Below are 16,048 nucleotides of genomic sequence, written 5' to 3'. Positions count from 1 at the left end.
CTCAGGCCTCGGCGGCGTTGCCCTTGCCGCGGCGCAGGTAGGCATACCCCAGCGCCCCGAGTACGGCCCCGGCGACCGGCACCCACACCCACCAGTCGCGCTCTCCGCTGCGCAACGGGGGCACGGCCAGCACGACCGCCAGCACCACGACCCACCCGAGGATGCCCCAGCGGACCAGGGTGATCGTGCGCAGCGTGACCTCGGGGGGATGGACGTCGTCGTCGCGGGGACGCGGTGCCGTGCTCACCCGACCACCGTAGCGCCGTGGGCCCCTGTACCGATTATCGTTAGATGAGGTAATGAGATAGACTAACGAAGGTATGCCTGACACCTCCCCGGACCCCGCGACCGCCGCCCTCGCGCACGACCTGCGGATCGCGTGCATGCGGGTGGCCCGCCGGGTGCGCTTCGACGCCGGCAACACGATCGCCCCCCACCACTTCAGCGTGTTGGTGCGCCTCAGCGAGCAGGAGCGCACGCTGGGCGAGCTGGCCGGGATCGAGCAGGTCAGCCCGCCGAGCATGAGCCGGACCGTGGGGCAGCTCACCGAGCTGGGCTACGTCGACCGCGCCACCGACGCCGACGACGGTCGTCTCGTGCGGCTCTCCCTCACCGACGAGGGCCTGGCCGTCGTGACCCGCGAGCGCGAGCTGCGCGACGCCTGGATGGCGGCGCGGCTGGAGGGGTTGAGCGGCGTGGACCGCGAGCTGCTGCGCCGCGCCACCGACCTCATCGAAGGGCTGCTCGCGACCGCGACCGCCGGTCAGCCGGACCGGGCGTCGCAGGCCCCCGACCGGGAGGTGTCCCGGTGAGCGCGATGTTCTCCGCGCTCTCGGTGCGCAACTACCGGATCTACGCCACCGGCGGGATCATCTCCAACACCGGCACCTGGATGGGCCGCATCGCCCAGGACTGGGTGGTGCTCACCGAGCTCACCGACAACTCGGCGCAGGCCCTGGGCCTGGTCACCGGGCTGCAGTTCCTGCCGATCCTGCTCTTCTCCCCCTTCGCAGGGGCCATCAGCGACAACTTCTCCAAACGCAGGGTCATGCTCGTCAGCCAGAGCGCCATGGCCTTCTTCGCCACCGTCATGGGCGTCGCGGTGCTCACCGGCCACATGCAGCTGTGGCACATGTTCATCCTCGCCTTCCTCTCCGGCACCGCGTCCGCCGTCGACGCCCCCGCCCGTCAGGCCTTCGTCTCCGAGATGGTCCCCAAGGCGCAGATCACCAATGCCGTGGGTCTGAACTCCGCGTCCTTCCACTCCGGCCGGCTCATCGGCCCCGGTGTCGCGGGCCTGCTCATCGCGGCGGTCGGGACCGGCCCCACGCTGCTCATCAACGCGCTGACCTTCGTCGCCGTCATCATCGCGCTGCTGGCGATGGACACCTCCCAGCTCGCGGTCCGCGACCGCACCGGGCCACGGGGCAAGGTGCGCGAGGGCATCGCCTACGTCCGCGGTCGACCGGACATCCAGCTCATCCTCGTCATCGCCTTCATGCACGGCACCTTCGGCATGAACTTCCAGATCTTCAACGCCCTCATGTCGACCGAGGTCTTCGGCAAGGACGTCGCCGAGTTCGGGGTCACCGGCTCGGTCATGGCGATCGGGTCGCTGGCCGGTGCCCTGCTCGCGGCCCGGCGGGACCGCCCGCGGTGGCGCCTGCTCCTGGGCTCGCTGGCCGCCTTCTCCGGCTGCACCGCGCTCATCGCGCTCGCGCCGAACTTCACGGCATACACGCTGCTGCTCATCCCGACCGGGCTTTTCGCGCTGACCGTCATGGTGAGCGCGAACGCCATGGTGCAGCTCAGCGTCGACCAGGCCGTGCGCGGCCGGGTGATGGCGCTCTACATGACGGTCTTCATGGGGGGCACGCCGCTGGGCTCGCCCTTCCTCGGCTGGTTCGCCGAGCAGTTCGGCGCCCGCGCGACGGTGCTCATCGCCACCGTCATGTGCGGTGCCACGGCAGTCCTGGCCTCCGCCTACGTCATGCGCCACGACCAGCTGCGGCTGCGCTTCCGCGCCCGCTGGCCCCGCCCGGTCTACCTGGTGCGCATGACCGAGCCACTTCCTGAGAAGGTGACCTGATGAGTGCCCGAACCCGTCGCGTCGTCGTGCTGGTGGCGCTGGCCGCCCTGATCCTCGTCCCCGTCCTGGCGACCCTGGGCTGACCATGGAGTTCACCACCCGCCCCACGCTCACCGGCACCGTCGGCATGGTCTCCAGCACGCACTGGATCGCCTCCTCCGCCGGTATGCGCCTGCTCGAGCTCGGCGGCAACGCCGCCGACGGTGCGGTCGCCGCCGGCTTCGCGCTCCAGGTCGTCGAGCCGCACCTCAACGGCCCCGGTGGCGACCTGCCGCTCATCGTCTCCTCGGTCGAGGACCCCACCCCGCGCGTCCTGTGCGGCCAGGGTCCGGCGCCCGCCGGCGCGACCCCGGAGCACTTCGCCGCCGCGGGGCTGGACCGGGTCCCCGGGTCCGGGCCGCTGGCCACCGCGGTGCCGGGGGCGACCGTCGCCTGGCTGACCCTGCTGCGCGACCGCGGGACGGTCAGCGCGCAGGAGGCGCTCGAACCGGCCCTGCACTACGCCCGGCACGGCCACCCGGTCGTGCCACGGGTCAGCAGCACCATCGCGTCGGTGCGCGAGCTCTTCGAGTCCGACTGGCACACCTCCGCCGACCAGTGGCTGACGGGGGGCGAGCCCCCCGCGCCCGGCAGCATCGTCACCAACCCGGCCTGGGCCGACACCCTGGAGCGGCTGCTGGAGGCCGAGCGGGACGCGGTGCGGGGCGGCGGCTCCCGCGAGGACGGGATCGACGCGGTCCTCGCCGCCTGGCGCCAGGGCTTCGTCGCCGAGGCGATCGACGCCTTCGCCCGTCGGGCCTTCCGGCACAGCGGCGGGGCGGTGCTGCCCGGCGTCATCACCGCCGACGACGTCACCTCCTTCGAGGCCACCTGGGAGGATGCGGTCACGGCGCAGTGGCGCGGCCACACGATCGCCAAGGCGGGCCGGTGGAGCCAGGGCCCGGCGCTGCTGCAGGTGCTGGCGATGGTGGACGAGATGGCCGCCGGCGACGCCGACGTGACCGACCTCGACACCGTCGAGGGCGTGCATACCCTCGTCGAGGCGTGGAAGCTCGCCATGGCGGACCGGGAGGCGTGGCTGGGGGACAGCGCGGGCGAGGACGCCTTCCCGATGGCCGACCTCCTGGACGAGGCCTACCTCGCCGACCGCGCCGGCCTCATCGACGCCCGCGCCTCCCGCGAGCTGCGACCCGGCTCGCCCGGCGGCCGCGAGCCGCGGCTGGCCGAGCAGGCGCTGGTCACCGAGGGAGCCGGCGCGGACGCCGCCGACGGCAGCGCCGGGGAGCCCACCGTGCAGCGGGACGGCGCGACCCGGGGCGACACCTGCCACGTCGACGTGGTCGACCGCTGGGGCATGCTCGTCTCCGCAACCCCCAGCGGCGGCTGGCTGCAGTCCAGCCCGTTCATCCCCGAGCTCGGCTTCGCCCTCGGCAGCCGGCTGCAGATGATGTGGCTCGAGCAGGGGCTGCCCAGCTCGCTCGTGCCCGGCCGGCGGCCCCGGACCACGCTCACGCCGACGATGGTGCTGCGCGAGGGCATACCCGTCCTGGCGTGCGGCACCCCCGGCGGCGACCAGCAGGACCAGTGGCAGAGCGTCTTCCTGCTGCGCCACCTCGTCGGGGGCGCCGAGCTCCAGGAGGCGATCGACGCCCCGGTCTTCCACACCACCAGCTTCCCCGGCTCCTTCCACCCGCGCGCCAGCGAGCCCCGCGTGCTCGTCGCGGAGTCCCGGCTCGGCGACGAGGTGCTGGACGGGCTGCGCGCCCGCGGCCACGAGGTGCTGGACCAGGGGCCGTGGAGCCTGGGGCGGATGTGCGCCGTGGCCCGCGACCCGGAGACCGGTGTGCTCAGCGCCGGCGCGAACCCCCGGGGAATGCAGGGGTATGCCGTCGGGCGTTGACCCAGAGTCACCGCCTAGTCTGGCGGGGCACCCCAGATCCGCAGGAGGACCCGTGCCCGGTGGAAAGACCCGGCTGGCCAAGCAGGCGATCAAGTACGGGCCCGTGGTGTACGCCATGGCCCAGAAGTACGGTCCGCAGGTCGTCGACCAGATCCTCAAGCAGCGTGAGCCCGCGACCCGGTTCGTCCAGGACCAGGCCGCGCGGACGCGCACCAACCCGCGCAAGCACGCTCTCGCGCACGCGGACACCGTCGTGGAGGGCTCGCTGCAGCAGGTCTTCCACCGCGGCCAGCCCTACTGGGTGGTCTTCTCCCGCAACGAGCCGGTCGGCGTGCACCCGCACACCGACGCGCCCTTCGACACGCTGCTGCTCAACGCGGACCCGGGCAAGCGGCACACCCCCGACGAGCTGCGCCGCACCGTCCACCTCCCGCGCCGGGGCCGGCGATGAGCGGGGCGCTGGGCGGCCGCACCGACTACACCGGCGAGGGGATCCTCGAGCAGGACGCGCCGGAGGCGCCGCTGCCCCTGGTCCGGGAGTGGTTCGACCAGGCGCTGGCGCGGCACGAGGAGCACGGGGACGTCCCCGAGCCGGCGGCGCTGTGGGTCGCGACGGTCGACACCGACGGTATGCCCGACGTCCGCGCGGTCCTCATGCGCTTCCTCGACCCCGGGGGGCCGGGCTTCCTCACCAGTACCGACTCGGCCAAGGGCCTGCAGCTGGCCGCCAACGACAAGGTCGCGGCGACCCTCACCTGGGCCGGCATGTTCCGGGCGGTGCGCTTCCGCGGCCGGGCGCAGGAGCTGCCCGAGGAGCTCGTCGAGGACTACTTCCGCAGCCGGCCCTACGGCTCGCGCATCAGCGCCCACGCCTCGACCCAGAGCGCCCCGGTCGCCGACCGGGAGACGCTGGAGCGGGCATACCAGGAGTGCGCGCAGCGCTGGCCGGACCGGGGGAGCCCCGACGACGTGCCCAGACCGGAGACGTGGGGCGGCTACCGCATCGTCCCCGAGCGGGTCGAGGTGTGGGCCGGCCGACGCGACCGGCTGCACGACCGTCTGGTCTGGGAGCGTGCCGCGCAGGGTGGCCTGGACGACCCGGCCGCCTGGCGACGCAGCAGGATCCAGCCGTGAGACGGGCGCAGCACCCGCGCCTGTCGGACCCCGACCCTAGGATGGCACCGTGAGCGGCGACCTGATCGACACGACGGAGATGTACCTCAAGACGATCTTCGAGCTGGAGGAGGACGGCGTCCTGCCCATGCGGGCACGGATCGCCGAGCGGCTGAGCCAGTCCGGGCCCACCGTGTCCCAGACCGTCGCCCGGATGGAGCGCGACGGGCTGCTGGAGCTGGCCGAGGACCGTCACCTCGTGCTGACCGACCACGGGCGCAGGTCCGCGGTCCGGGTCATGCGCAAGCACCGGCTGGCCGAGCGGCTGCTCATGGACGTCATCGGGCTGGACCCGGCCTACGTCCACGACGAGGCGTGCCGCTGGGAGCACGTCATGAGCGAGCAGGTGGAGAAGCGCATCCTCGAGCTCGTCGAGGACGGCACCAGCTCGCCCTACGGCAACCCCGTGCCGGGGCTCGACGAGCTCGGGCAGGCGCAGGCGCCGTCCGCGCAGGGGGTCGCGAGCAGCGAGCTCGCCGAGCAGGAGGGTCGCACCGCGACCACCGTGGTGCGGCTCGGGGAGCCCGTCCAGGTGGACCCCGAGGTGCTCGGGCTGCTGCTGGAGTCGGGCGTGCGCCCGGGGGCCGCCGTCGAGGTCTGGGGCGAGGACGGCCGGACCATCGTGGAGGCGCTCGAGGGCGAGGCCGTGTCGCTGCCGACGGACGTCGCCGCGCACATCTTCTGCGTCCCCCAGGACGCCTCCTGACGTGTGAGATGGCTCACCCGTAACCTGGGAGATCGGTCAAGTCGGACGACGAATCCGCAGGTCAGAGGGCATGTTGCTGGTGGGGCCGTCACGAGTTGTCCACAGCGTCGTTACCTCAGCGTGACATTTGTTACCGGCTCTGTGTACTCTCGATGAGTCCTCCTCCCTGGGGGGACCCCCGAAGCGCAACTGCCTAGTCCTGTCCGCGCGCAGCCGGGGCCGTGGCACGTACGAACACCGCTTGACAGGAGCGGGGGAACCACCTCTGGAACCGATTCCGGTTCCTTGGGGCGAACGGTCCGGCCCTGTCGGACCAGGGGCACTCCAGCCCTAGCCCGACAGCTCACCCCGCAGGCACTGGAGGAACTACATGACGCAGCGCATCACCGGCCGGCACCGTCGGCCCGGTCGCCTCAGCACGACCAGCTCCGCCCTGACCCGCACGGCGGCTGTCGCGGCCACCTCGACCGGCCTGCTGGCCGGCGTGGCCCTGACCGCCAACGCCACCCCGGACCTGCCCCAGGACCGTGGCGAGGGTCTGCAGCGCATCGGTGGTCAGGTGACCGCCGACCGCACCGTGACCGTGGACCGCCCGGCCGAGGCCGTGGCTGCGCCCGAGGACGTCGACCTGGCCTCGTTCGGCATCGGGGGCTTCACCGCCTTCACCCCGGTCGTCGAGGAGCCCGAGCCGGAGCCGGTCGTCGAGCAGGCCGCCCCGGCCACCGACCAGGTGACCGAGCAGGCCGCCGAGCAGGTCTCCACCCGTGAGGAGACCACCGCCAGCCGCACCAACGAGCGTCAGGCCCAGCCGGAGCCCGCCGTCCAGGCCGAGCCCGCCGTGCAGGCGGAGCCGGAGCCCGAGCCGGTCGTCCAGGCCGAGCCGGAGCCCGAGCCCGCCGCTCCGGCCCCCAGCGGTGGCATCCTTGGCATCGCCGCCGCCTACACCGGCTACATGTACTCCTACGGCGGCTCCAGCCCCGCCACCGGCTTCGACTGCTCCGGCTACACCTCCTGGGTCTTCGGCCAGGCCGGCATCTCGCTGCCGCGCACCGCCGCGGCCCAGCAGTCCTACGCCACCCCGGTCAGCAACCCCCAGCCGGGCGACCTGATCTTCTTCGGCTACCCGGCCTACCACGTCGGCATCTACGCCGGTAACGGCATGATGTACGACTCTGGCCGCCCGGGCATCCCGAGCCAGTACCGCGCCGTCTTCGGTGGCGTCTCCGGCTACGGCCGGGTGGGCTGACCCAGCCCTCGCACGAGCCCGCACGAAGGGCCCCGACCGCACTGCGGCCGGGGCCCTTCGGCATACCCGGGGGACGCGGGCGTGAGGAGTGGCGTGGGGAGGATGGGTGCAGGTGCACCGACCCTCCCCGGGTGACGGGCCTGCGGCGGTGAGGATGCGTGCAGGCGCACCGATCCTCCCCGGGCGCCCACGTCGTCGCGAACGGGCAGATCCCGAATTCGACCTCTCGAATCGTCGCCATGGCGAGCGGAGCAGTAGTCGAATTCCGGCAGAGGCACCTCCGGCTCGGGCGCCTGGGGTATGCCGGTCAGGCGCGCGTGCGGGGGTATGCCGGTCAGGCGTGGGTGCCGGGGTATGCCGGTCAGGCGGGGGAGGCCTGCACCTGGGGCGCCGGCTGCTCGTCGGCACCGGCGTCGGCGCTGTCGCTCTCGGGGTCGGACTCGTCGTCGAACTCGCCGAGGATCTGCTCCAGGATGTCCTCCATCGAGGCCATCCCGACGACCCGGCCCGCATCGTCGCGCACGAGCGCGAGCTGGCCGCGCTGCTGCCGCAGGCTGGAGACCGCGTCGATGAGCGGCATGGACGCCGGCAGCGAGGCCACCGGCTGCAGGAAGTCGCCGAGCGACCCTCCGCCGCGGCCCTGGGCCGAGGCGAGGATGGCGTCGCGCACGTGGACCAGCCCGCGGATGCGCTGCTGGCCCTGCCGGCCGGTGGGCTCCACGACGAACAGCCGGGACCGGCCGCTGGCGTGGCTGATGCGCTCGACGTCCGCCGCGGTGGCGGTGCGGGGGATGGTGACCGCCTCGGTCGTCCCGAACATCACGGCCTCGACCGTCTCCTCCTCGAGCCGCAGGGCCCCGGTGAGGATCTGGTGGTCGGCGTCCTCGAGCACCCCGTGCTCGTGCGACTGCGCCAGCAGCAGCTGCAGGTCGGCCGGGCTCTGCGCGTTGCCCAGGGCGTCCACCGGGTCGATGCCGCCCAGGCGCAGCAGCAGGTTGGCCAGGGCGTTCATGAGCCACAGGACGGGGCGCGCGAGCCAGGTGAAGGCGCGGAAGGGCAGCGCCAGCAGCATCGCCGAGCTCTCCGGGTGGGAGATGGCCCACGACTTCGGCGCCATCTCGCCCACGACCATGTGCAGGAAGACCACGATGGACACGGCGAAGACGACCGCGATGGCGTGCACCGCCACGTCGGGGACGCCGAGGGCGTGGATGACCGGCTCGAGCAGGTAGGCGACGGCCGGCTTGGCCAGGGCGCCGAGGGCCAGCGTGCACAGCGTGATGCCGAGCTGGGCCCCGGCGAGCATGAGGGACAGCTCCCTCGAGGCGTCGACGGCCGCGCGCGCCGACCGGCTGCCGGCCTCCGCGCGCTCCTCGAGCCGGTGTCGCTTGGCTGCGACGATCGCGAACTCGGCCCCGACGAAGAAGCCGTTGGCGACGAGCAGCACGAGGCTGACCAGGAGGGCCTGGGTGGTGCTCATCGGGCCACCTCCAGCTGGTCCTCGGCCTGGGCGGTGGCGATGACCAGCCCGTCGCCGAGGTGCTCGCGCTCCTCGTCGCCGAGGTCGCGCCACTCCTCGAGCGTGCGGGTGACCATCGGGTGCAGGGTCACCGTCTCCGGGACGTAGCGCTGGGTGGTGACGACGTCGATCCGGGTGAGGTGGACATACTCCTCGCCCTCCCCGTCCCGGCTGTTCCAGGTGACGACCACGCTGTCCCCCTCGTCGGCCGTGCGGCCCAGCTGGTCCAGGACCAGGCCGGACAGCGTGTCGTAGTGCTCGTGCTCGGGCAGCTCCACGCCGGTCAGCTGGGCGACCTCGTCGATCCGCAACCGGGCCGAGAGGTCCCAGATCCCGTCCGGGCGTGCGGCGCTCGTGGCCTCCTCGTCGTCGTCCTCGTCCCAGATCTCCCCGACGACCTCCTCGGCGACGTCCTCGAAGGTCACGATCCCGGCGAAGCCGCCGTACTCGTCGACGACGACGGCCATCTGCTGGTGGCCCTCCCGGAGCGCCTCGAGGACCTTCGGCAGCGGCAGCGACTCCGGCAGGATGAGGGCGTCGTCGGCCAGGTCGCGCACCAGGGCCGTGCGGCGCACCTCGGGCTCGACGTCGAGCAGGTCGTGCAGCCCGATCACGCCGACGATGTCGTCGATGTCGCGGCCGATGACCGGGAAGCGGGAGTGCCCGCTCTGCAGGGCGTCGAGCACGACCGCGGCCTGCTCGTCGGCCTGGATCGTCTGGACCGAGGTCCGCGGCGTCATGACCTCCTCGGCCACGCGGTCCCGGAAGGCCAGGCCGCGCCCGAGCAGGGTCGACAGGTCCTCGTCCAGCGTCCCCCCGCTGTGCGACTCGGCGATGATCCGGGTGAGGTCCTCGGGGGTGGCGCCCTGCGGCAGCTCCTCCACCGGCTCGATGCCCACCGAGCGCAGCAGCGCGTTGGAGGCCTTGTCGAAGAGCGCGATGACCGGGCCGAGGATCGTGAGGTAGATGAGGGTGCTGCGGGACAGCGCCCGGGCCAGCGGCACGGGGCGCGCGATCGCCCAGTTCTTGGGGCCCAGCTCGCCGATGACCATTTGCAGCACGGTGGAGAAGACGAGGGTGCCGATGGAGAACAGCGAGATCATCGCCGCCCGCGCGAGCAGCCCGGCGTCGGCATACGAGTCGGTCAGCCCGCGCACGAGCAACGCCTCGCCGAGGTAGCCGACCATGAGGGCGGTGACCGTGATGCCGAACTGGGCGCCGGAGAGCGTGAAGGACAGGCGCGAGGTGACCTTGAGCGCCCGCTGCGCGGCGGCGTCACCCTCGTCGGCGAGGTGCCGCAGCCGTCCGCGGTCCACGCTGACGTAGGCGAACTCCTGGGCGACGAAGTAGCCGGTCATGAGGGTGAGGACGACGATGACGGCGATGCCGCCGACGATCAGCATGCGGCGCCCCCCGCGCCGTCGGGCAGCCGGACGAGGTCATCGCCCGGCCGGGGACTCGGAGGTTGCGCGTCGGCGCACTGTCGATCCATGAACTCCAGTGTACGACCGCGGATAGGGTCGCACCGTGTCCTCGTCCCAGGCCCCTGCGCCCGCGACCCGGCACGTCCCCACCCTCCTGGCCGTCGCGGTCGGCGGCGGGCTCGGTGCGGTGCTGCGCTGGTGCCTCGAGCTGCTGCTCCCGGCCGGCTCCGGCTGGCCCTGGGCGACCCTGGTCACCAACGTGCTGGGCAGCGCCGCCCTGGGCTGGCTGGTCGTGCACGACGACCGGCACCGCCACCCCCACTGGCTACGGCCCGGCGTGGGGACCGGGCTGCTCGGGGGGTTCACGACCTTCTCCACGTATGCCGTGCAGACCGCCCTGCTCGGCCGGGTCGACCCCCTCGTGGGGCTCGTCTACCTCGTGGTCACCGCCGCGCTCTGCGTCGCCGCGGCGGGTCTGGGGGCGCGGCTGGCGCGGGGTGGTGCCTCGTGAGCGGTATGCCGTGGCTCCTCGCGGCCGCCCTCGTGGCGGCGGGCGGCGCGGTCGGGGCGATGCTCCGGCACCTGCTCTCCCGCCCCCCGCTGGGCCCGGTGCGGGGCGTGCTGCTCGTCAACCTCGTCGGGGCGGCCGCGCTGGGCGTGCTCGTCGGGCTGGCCGACGCCCTCGCCCCCTGGCTCTTCCTGCTGCTCGGCACGGGTCTGTGCGGTGCGCTCACGACGTGGAGCACCCTCGCCGTCCAGACCTGTGAGCTCGGCGGGCGCGACCGGGACCGGGCCGGGGCATACCTGGGTGCGACGCTGCTGCTGGGTCTCGGGGCCGCGGCCGGGGGGTATGCGCTCGCCCGGCTCCTGGTGTGACGCGGTCGGGAGGCGACACGGGCCGCGTGGTCCGCGGGTCTGTCGGCGGCCTCTCCTACGGTGGAGGGACGACCTGGTGCACCGGTGAGAGGAGGCGATGACGATGGTCCGGTTCCTGCACACGGCGGACTGGCAGATCGGCATGACCCGCCGCTTCCTCGAGCCCGAGGCACAGTCGCGCTTCACGGCCGCCCGGACCGACGCGATCCGGCGTCTGGGGGAGGTCGCGGCGGCGCAGGACTGCGCCTTCGTCGTCGTCTGCGGCGACGTCTTCGAGAGCAACCACCTGACCGGGCGCACGGTGCGTCGGGCGCTCGACGCGCTGCGCACCGTGCCGGTGCCGGTCTACCTCCTGCCCGGCAACCACGACCCGCTCGACGCCGCCTCGGTCTACCGCTCCGCGCTCTTCCTCGCAGAACGGCCCGGCCACGTGCACGTGCTGGAGCGTGCCGGGGTGCACGAGGTGTCCCCGGGCGTGGAGCTGGTCGCCGCGCCGTGGGAGAGCAAGCACCCGGGGCGCGACCTCGTGGCCGAGGCGATGGGCCTGCTCCCGCCCGGGCCGGCGCCCGAGGGGGTGACCCGGGTGGTCGTCGGGCACGGCGGCGTCGACACCTTCGACCCGGAGTGGCGCGACCACGCGACGATCGCGACCGGGCCGCTGGTCCAGGCCCTCGACGCCGGGCAGGTCCACTACGTCGCCCTCGGCGACCGCCACTCGCGCACCGAGGTCGCCGGGCGTGCCGACCTGCAGTATGCCGGCACGCCGGAGCCCACCCGGGAGACGGAGGTGGCCCCGGGGGAGGCGCTCGTCGTGGAGGTCGACCCGGGCGCGCCGTCCGGGGAGAGGGTCCGGGTGCGGGGGCACCGCGTCGGGACCTGGGGCTTCACCGTGCTCGACCGGCAGGTCGACTCCGACGCCGACGTGGCGTCGCTCGACGCCGAGCTCGCGGCGCTGCCCGACCCGGACCGCACTGTCGTCTTCCTCAACCTGCGGGGCATGCTCGGCGTCGTGGAGCACGCGCGCCTGGAGGAGGTGCGCGGTCGGCACGCCGACCGGCTGGGGGCACTGGTCGAGCGCGAGCAGCACCGGGACCTGGTGGTGGCCGACGACGACGCCGCCTGGGCGGAGCTGGAGCTCGGCGGCTTCCTGGGACCGGCGGTCGAGGAGATCCGCGCCGAGGCGCAGCGCCCCGCGCCCGCTGGTTCCCCGTCCGCGCAGGAGGCCCCGGTCGAGACGTCGTCGGCGCCCTTCCTGGCCGGGCGGCCGGACGACGAGGCGAGCGCGCGCGACGCCCTCGCGCTGCTCTACCGGCTGAGCAGGAGCGGGTCGTGAGGCTGCACCGGATCACCCTGCGCGACGTCCGGGGCGTCGCCGAGCGCACCGTGCACCTGCCGGAGAGCGGTGTCGTGGTGGTCGAGGGCCCCAACGAGATCGGCAAGTCGACGCTGCTCGAGGCCTTCGACCGGCTGCTCGAGCTGAAGTCGACGTCCCGCAGCGCGCGGGCCCAGGCGCTGCAGCCGATCGGCCGCGACGTCGGGCCCTACGTCGAGGCCGAGTTCACCCTCGACGGCCAGCGGCTGCGGCTGGCCAAGCGGTGGTTGCGCAGCCCGATGACCGAGCTGGAGGTGCTGGCGCCCCGGCCGGAGCAGCTCACGGGGTCGGCGGCCCAGGAGCGGCTGGAGCAGCTCCTGCGCGGGTGCCTGGACACGACGCTCTGGGAGGCGCTGCGGCTGACCCAGTCGGGGGACGGGACGGTGCTGCCGCTGGTCTCCAGCGGCGTGCTGCGCGAGGCCCTGGACACCGCCGCGGACGCGCACCTGCACGACGGTGGCGGGGAGCGGGTGCTGGACCTCGTGGAGGAGGAGTACCTCAGCTACTTCACCGCGCGCACCGGCCGGCCCACGGGCGACTACAAGGCCGCGATCGCCGACCACGCGCAGTCCCAGTCCGAGGTCGCCGAGGCCCATCGCCGGGTCGTGGAGGCCGAGGAGCTGCTGGAGCTGCTGGCCACCGCGCGGGAGCGGGTCGCTGCCCTGACCGGCGAGGCGGACGAGGCGCGGGGCGCGCTCACCGGGGCGCAGGACCGGGCCGCCGGGATCGCCGCGCTCGTCGCCGCGGAGGAGTCCGCCTCCGCGCGCCTGGGTGAGGCCGCTGAGCTCGCGCGGGCCGCCGAGGCGGAGGTCGGGCGACGGCGCATCCAGGTGCGCGAGGTCGCCGACCTCGAGGAGGTGCTCGCCGGGCACGAGGAGCAGATGGACCGGCTCGCCCGTGCGGCGCAGGAGCTCCTCTCCCAGGTCGAGGGGGCGCAGGGGGAGACGCGCCGCACCGAGGCCCTGGTCGAGACGGCCGAGACGCGGCTCGAAGAGGCCCGGGCCGAGCTGGACCGCCTGGAGCAGCACGAGGAGGTCCGGCGGCTCGAGGGCGTGCTCGCCGAGATCGACCAGCGGGCCGCCGCCGTGGACCGGGCACGCGAGGCCGTCCCCGCACGACCGGTCACCCGTGAGACGGTCCGCGAGGTCGAGGCGCTGGCGCACGAGCTCGAGGTCCAGCGGGCCCGCCACGAGGCCGCCAGCCCGCGCGTCGTCGTCCGTGCGCTGTCGGACGGCTCGGGGGTGACGGTGCGGGGCGCCGATCAGGAGGACGGCCCCGTGAGCGCCGGCGAGGAACGGACGTTCGTCGCCACCGACGACCTGGAGGTGGACGTGCCGGGAGCGGCCCACGTGGTCGTGCGCGCGGCGGCGGACTCCGCGGGACGCGTGGCCGCCCTGGACCGTGCGCGGGAAGCCCTCGTCTCGTCGCTGGACCGCGCCGGCCACACGGACCTGGACGGGCTCCGGACCGCGGCGCGGGCGACGGAGACCGCGGAGGCGACGTGGCGCGAGGCGCGACGCGACCTGGAGTCCGTGCTGCGCGCCCACGGCGCCGCGGCGGACCTGCCGCAGGTGGAGGCCGGCGCCGCCGCGCCGAGCCTGCTGCGGCGCCTCGAGCAGGCGCGCCACCGGTTCACGGTGGCGACGGCGGACGTCGAGGAGTGGCAGCCCGGCGGCGACGTGGACGCCGCGCGTCAGGCGGAGCACGCGGCCGGGCGGAAGCTGCGGGAGGCCCGTGAGGCGCGGCGCGGCGCGGGCGCGACCATGAGCGCACGGCGGGAGGAGGCCCGCAGGGTCCAGGCCGAGCTGGACCGTCTCGTCGGGCGCGTCGAGGGTGAGCGGGCCCGGCACGACCGTGCCGTCACCGAGCTGTCCGGGTCCCGCGAGGTCGCGAGCGACGACGAGCTGGCGGCCGGGGCCAGCAGCCGGACGGCCACGCTGGAGGAGGCCCGGGTGCGGGCCGAGGCGGCGCGGACGGCCCTCAGCGACGCCGGGGCGGACGCCGTCACGGCCGCGCTCGCGCGCGCCGAGGGCGCCCTGACCCGGGCGCAGCACGAGCTCGGGGAGGCGCGGGACCGGATGCACACCCTCACCGGGCACGTCGAGCAGGCGGCCGGCGAGGGGCGCCAGGAGCTGTACGACCTCGCCGTCGCGGGCCTGGACGAGGCCGAGCGACGGCTCGTCGCGCTCGACCGACGGGCCCGGGCGGCACGGCACCTGCGGACCACGCTGCACGAGCACCGCGACGCGGCCCACCGGGCTTACGTCCGACCCTTCACCGAGGCGCTGGAGCGGCTCGGTCGGCGGGTCTACGGCCAGACCTTCGGCGTCACCGTCGACGAGCAGCTGAGCGTCGTCGCCCGGACCCTGCACGGCACCACCGTGCCGCACGACCAGCTCTCCGGCGGGGCCAGGGAGCAGCTCGGCATCCTGGCCCGGCTGGCCGTGGCACAGCTGGTGGACCCGGCGCGGGGTGTGCCGGTGGTCATCGACGACGCCCTGGGGTGGACCGACCCGGACCGGCTGGAGCAGATGAGCCAGGTGCTCGGGGGTGGGGCCGCCGGTGGGGAGGACGTGCAGGTGGTGCTCCTCACCTGCACCCCGGACCGGTATGCCTCGATCCCGGGGGCCCGGACGGTCCGGCTGCAGGCCTCGTAGCCGCCTCAGGTCGCGGGCGGCGGCGCCACGACCGTCCGTGGGTCGTGGTCCACGGGGAAGTTCACCGAGGAGGCGATGAAGCAGGCCCGCGCCGCCTCCGCGTGCAGCTGCGGCAGGAGCTCGACGTGCTCGGTGTCCGTGACCGTCACCACGGGGCGCAGCAGGACCCGGGTGAACCGACCGCCGATCCCGGACTGCTCCATGGTGCCCACGGGTGCGTCCGTGTAGTCCACGACCGTGACGCCGTGCGTCACCGCCACGTGCAGCAGCGACAGCAGGTGGCACTCGCTCAGCGCCGCGAGCAGCAGCACCTCGGGGTTCCACCGCCCGGCGTCGCCGCGGAAGGCGCGGTCCGCGGAGAGCGGGAGATCCGGCATACCCACGCTGCGGGCCAGGACCGAGCGGTCGTAGTCGCGGTAGCCGGACGTGCCCGAGCCGCGGTTGCCGGTCCAGGTGAGCCCCAGCTCGTAGGTGTGCGTCGCCATGCGCCCAGCGTCGCAGGTCGCGGGCGCTCGCCCGTCTCGGCTCGCGTCGCGGCGCCCGCCTCGTTAGCGTCGGCCCCATGAGCGATCAGACGAGCATCACCGTCAGCCGCACCATCGACGTGTCCGCCAAGGACGTCTTCGAGGTGCTCACCCTCCCGGAGAACCACGTCGCGATCGACGGCTCCGGCTTCGTGCAGTCCGTCGACCACGGCGACCGGATCACCGAGACCGGGCAGGTCTTCACCATGAACATGTCCGGCGAGCACATGGGCGGCGACTACCAGACCGACAACCACGTCACCGGCTACGCCAAGGACAAGCTGGTGGCCTGGCAGACCGCACCGGCCGGCACCGAGCCCAAGGGCTGGGAGTGGGTCTGGGAGCTGACCCCCCAGGGCCCGGACAGCACCGAGGTGCAGCTCACCTACGACTGGGGCAAGGTGACCGACCCCGAGCTGCTCACCAAAGTGAGCTTCCCCCTCGTCCAGGAGGAGGAGCTGGAGACCAGCCTCGGCAACCTCGCCGCGGCCGCCACCGGCTGAGCCCGACCCGCCCGAGCCCCCGCCACGGCGGGGGCTCAGGCGTGCCGGAGGTCGTGGGG

At 74.0% G+C, this 16,048-nt stretch carries 16 protein-coding genes and 1 riboswitch; of the genes, 12 read left to right on the top strand and 4 right to left on the bottom strand.

The genetic code is table 11. The features are described 5' to 3' along the window. Position 1: 1 nt before the first annotated feature. Positions 2 to 247 carry a DUF2530 domain-containing protein gene (locus SGUI_RS07135; protein WP_066638098.1) on the bottom strand — a complete coding sequence of 82 codons (246 nt, stop codon included), beginning with the start codon at positions 245 to 247 and terminating at the stop codon, positions 2 to 4. A gap of 73 nt (positions 248 to 320) precedes the next feature. Here SGUI_RS07135 and SGUI_RS07130 point away from each other — a divergent pair, with 73 nt between their 5' ends. From SGUI_RS07130 to SGUI_RS17645, 7 genes are all read left to right on the top strand, one after another. Then, complete coding sequence (locus SGUI_RS07130) at positions 321 to 812, top strand: MarR family winged helix-turn-helix transcriptional regulator (protein WP_066638095.1); 492 nt, start codon at positions 321 to 323, stop codon at positions 810 to 812. Between the two features lie 5 nt (positions 813 to 817). Next, positions 818 to 2,089, top strand: coding sequence for an MFS transporter (locus SGUI_RS07125; RefSeq protein WP_083190828.1), 1,272 nt, complete (start codon positions 818 to 820; stop codon positions 2,087 to 2,089). Between the two features lie 85 nt (positions 2,090 to 2,174). Next, a complete protein-coding gene (locus tag SGUI_RS07120) occupies positions 2,175 to 3,989 on the top strand; it encodes a gamma-glutamyltransferase family protein (protein ID WP_066638090.1) in 1,815 nt (604 codons plus the stop codon). A gap of 52 nt (positions 3,990 to 4,041) precedes the next feature. Then, positions 4,042 to 4,440, top strand: coding sequence for a hypothetical protein (locus tag SGUI_RS07115; protein WP_066638087.1), 399 nt, complete (start codon positions 4,042 to 4,044; stop codon positions 4,438 to 4,440). Then, on the top strand, positions 4,437 to 5,123 hold the full coding sequence (pdxH, locus tag SGUI_RS07110) for a pyridoxamine 5'-phosphate oxidase (protein ID WP_066638085.1): 687 nt from the start codon (positions 4,437 to 4,439) through the stop codon (positions 5,121 to 5,123). The genes SGUI_RS07115 and pdxH overlap by 4 nt, the downstream gene beginning before the upstream one ends. 49 nt (positions 5,124 to 5,172) lie before the next feature. Further along, positions 5,173 to 5,868 (top strand): metal-dependent transcriptional regulator, encoded by a 696-nt coding sequence (locus SGUI_RS07105; protein WP_066638082.1) that lies wholly within the window; start codon positions 5,173 to 5,175, stop codon positions 5,866 to 5,868. Between the two features lie 228 nt (positions 5,869 to 6,096). Then, a riboswitch (cyclic di-AMP (ydaO/yuaA leader) is annotated at positions 6,097 to 6,240 on the top strand. Further along, on the top strand, positions 6,239 to 7,114 hold the full coding sequence (locus tag SGUI_RS17645; RefSeq protein WP_066638079.1) for a C40 family peptidase: 876 nt from the start codon (positions 6,239 to 6,241) through the stop codon (positions 7,112 to 7,114). (Overlaps the previous riboswitch by 2 nt.) 361 nt (positions 7,115 to 7,475) lie before the next feature. On the opposite strand, the gene SGUI_RS07095 is transcribed toward SGUI_RS17645, so the two are convergent. Then, a complete protein-coding gene (locus tag SGUI_RS07095) occupies positions 7,476 to 8,594 on the bottom strand; it encodes a hemolysin family protein (protein ID WP_066638078.1) in 1,119 nt (372 codons plus the stop codon). Next, a complete protein-coding gene (locus tag SGUI_RS07090; RefSeq protein WP_066638077.1) occupies positions 8,591 to 10,036 on the bottom strand; it encodes a hemolysin family protein in 1,446 nt (481 codons plus the stop codon). Before SGUI_RS07090 ends, SGUI_RS07095 begins: the two co-directional genes overlap by 4 nt. A 124-nt stretch (positions 10,037 to 10,160) precedes the next feature. Here SGUI_RS07090 and SGUI_RS07085 point away from each other — a divergent pair, with 124 nt between their 5' ends. From SGUI_RS07085 to SGUI_RS07070, 4 genes are all read left to right on the top strand, one after another. After that, entirely contained in the window at positions 10,161 to 10,568 is a 408-nt protein-coding gene (locus tag SGUI_RS07085) for a fluoride efflux transporter FluC (RefSeq protein ID WP_066638076.1), read from the top strand. Positions 10,569 to 10,573: 5 nt separating this feature from the next. Then, positions 10,574 to 10,933, top strand: a complete 360-nt coding sequence (locus SGUI_RS07080; protein WP_066638073.1) for a FluC/FEX family fluoride channel — start codon at positions 10,574 to 10,576, stop codon at positions 10,931 to 10,933. 97 nt (positions 10,934 to 11,030) lie between these two features. Beyond that, positions 11,031 to 12,266, top strand: a complete 1,236-nt coding sequence (locus SGUI_RS07075) for a metallophosphoesterase family protein (protein WP_066638070.1) — start codon at positions 11,031 to 11,033, stop codon at positions 12,264 to 12,266. Next, complete coding sequence (locus tag SGUI_RS07070; RefSeq protein ID WP_066638067.1) at positions 12,263 to 14,962, top strand: AAA family ATPase; 2,700 nt, start codon at positions 12,263 to 12,265, stop codon at positions 14,960 to 14,962. The genes SGUI_RS07075 and SGUI_RS07070 overlap by 4 nt, the downstream gene beginning before the upstream one ends. A 5-nt stretch (positions 14,963 to 14,967) precedes the next feature. On the opposite strand, the gene SGUI_RS07065 is transcribed toward SGUI_RS07070, so the two are convergent. Further along, positions 14,968 to 15,447, bottom strand: a complete 480-nt coding sequence (locus SGUI_RS07065) for an OsmC family protein (RefSeq protein ID WP_066638066.1) — start codon at positions 15,445 to 15,447, stop codon at positions 14,968 to 14,970. A 77-nt stretch (positions 15,448 to 15,524) separates the two neighbouring features. Here SGUI_RS07065 and SGUI_RS07060 point away from each other — a divergent pair, with 77 nt between their 5' ends. Further along, a complete protein-coding gene (locus SGUI_RS07060) occupies positions 15,525 to 15,989 on the top strand; it encodes an SRPBCC family protein (protein WP_066638064.1) in 465 nt (154 codons plus the stop codon). Positions 15,990 to 16,048: the final 59 nt, after the last annotated feature.

Source organism: Serinicoccus hydrothermalis, assembly GCF_001685415.1.
In the GTDB taxonomy this organism is placed as follows: Bacteria; Actinomycetota; Actinomycetes; order Actinomycetales; family Dermatophilaceae; genus Ornithinicoccus; species Ornithinicoccus hydrothermalis.
The sequence above is the reverse complement of the archived record's forward strand: the minus strand, read 5'-3'. Positions and strand labels throughout refer to the sequence as shown.

What these genes read in the sequence shown, in the direction of transcription:
- SGUI_RS07130 (WP_066638095.1), top strand. Translation starts at nt 321, where the DNA reads ATGCCTGACACCTCCCCGGACCCCGCGACCGCCGCCCTCGCGCACGAC.
- SGUI_RS07125 (WP_083190828.1), top strand. Translation starts at nt 818, where the DNA reads ATGTTCTCCGCGCTCTCGGTGCGCAACTACCGGATCTACGCCACCGGC.
- SGUI_RS07120 (WP_066638090.1), top strand. Translation starts at nt 2,175, where the DNA reads ATGGAGTTCACCACCCGCCCCACGCTCACCGGCACCGTCGGCATGGTC.
- pdxH (WP_066638085.1), top strand. Translation starts at nt 4,437, where the DNA reads ATGAGCGGGGCGCTGGGCGGCCGCACCGACTACACCGGCGAGGGGATC.
- SGUI_RS17645 (WP_066638079.1), top strand. Translation starts at nt 6,239, where the DNA reads ATGACGCAGCGCATCACCGGCCGGCACCGTCGGCCCGGTCGCCTCAGC.
- SGUI_RS07095 (WP_066638078.1), bottom strand. Translation starts at nt 8,594, where the DNA reads ATGAGCACCACCCAGGCCCTCCTGGTCAGCCTCGTGCTGCTCGTCGCC.
- SGUI_RS07090 (WP_066638077.1), bottom strand. Translation starts at nt 10,036, where the DNA reads ATGCTGATCGTCGGCGGCATCGCCGTCATCGTCGTCCTCACCCTCATG.
- SGUI_RS07080 (WP_066638073.1), top strand. Translation starts at nt 10,574, where the DNA reads ATGCCGTGGCTCCTCGCGGCCGCCCTCGTGGCGGCGGGCGGCGCGGTC.
- SGUI_RS07075 (WP_066638070.1), top strand. Translation starts at nt 11,031, where the DNA reads ATGACGATGGTCCGGTTCCTGCACACGGCGGACTGGCAGATCGGCATG.
- SGUI_RS07065 (WP_066638066.1), bottom strand. Translation starts at nt 15,447, where the DNA reads ATGGCGACGCACACCTACGAGCTGGGGCTCACCTGGACCGGCAACCGC.
- SGUI_RS07060 (WP_066638064.1), top strand. Translation starts at nt 15,525, where the DNA reads ATGAGCGATCAGACGAGCATCACCGTCAGCCGCACCATCGACGTGTCC.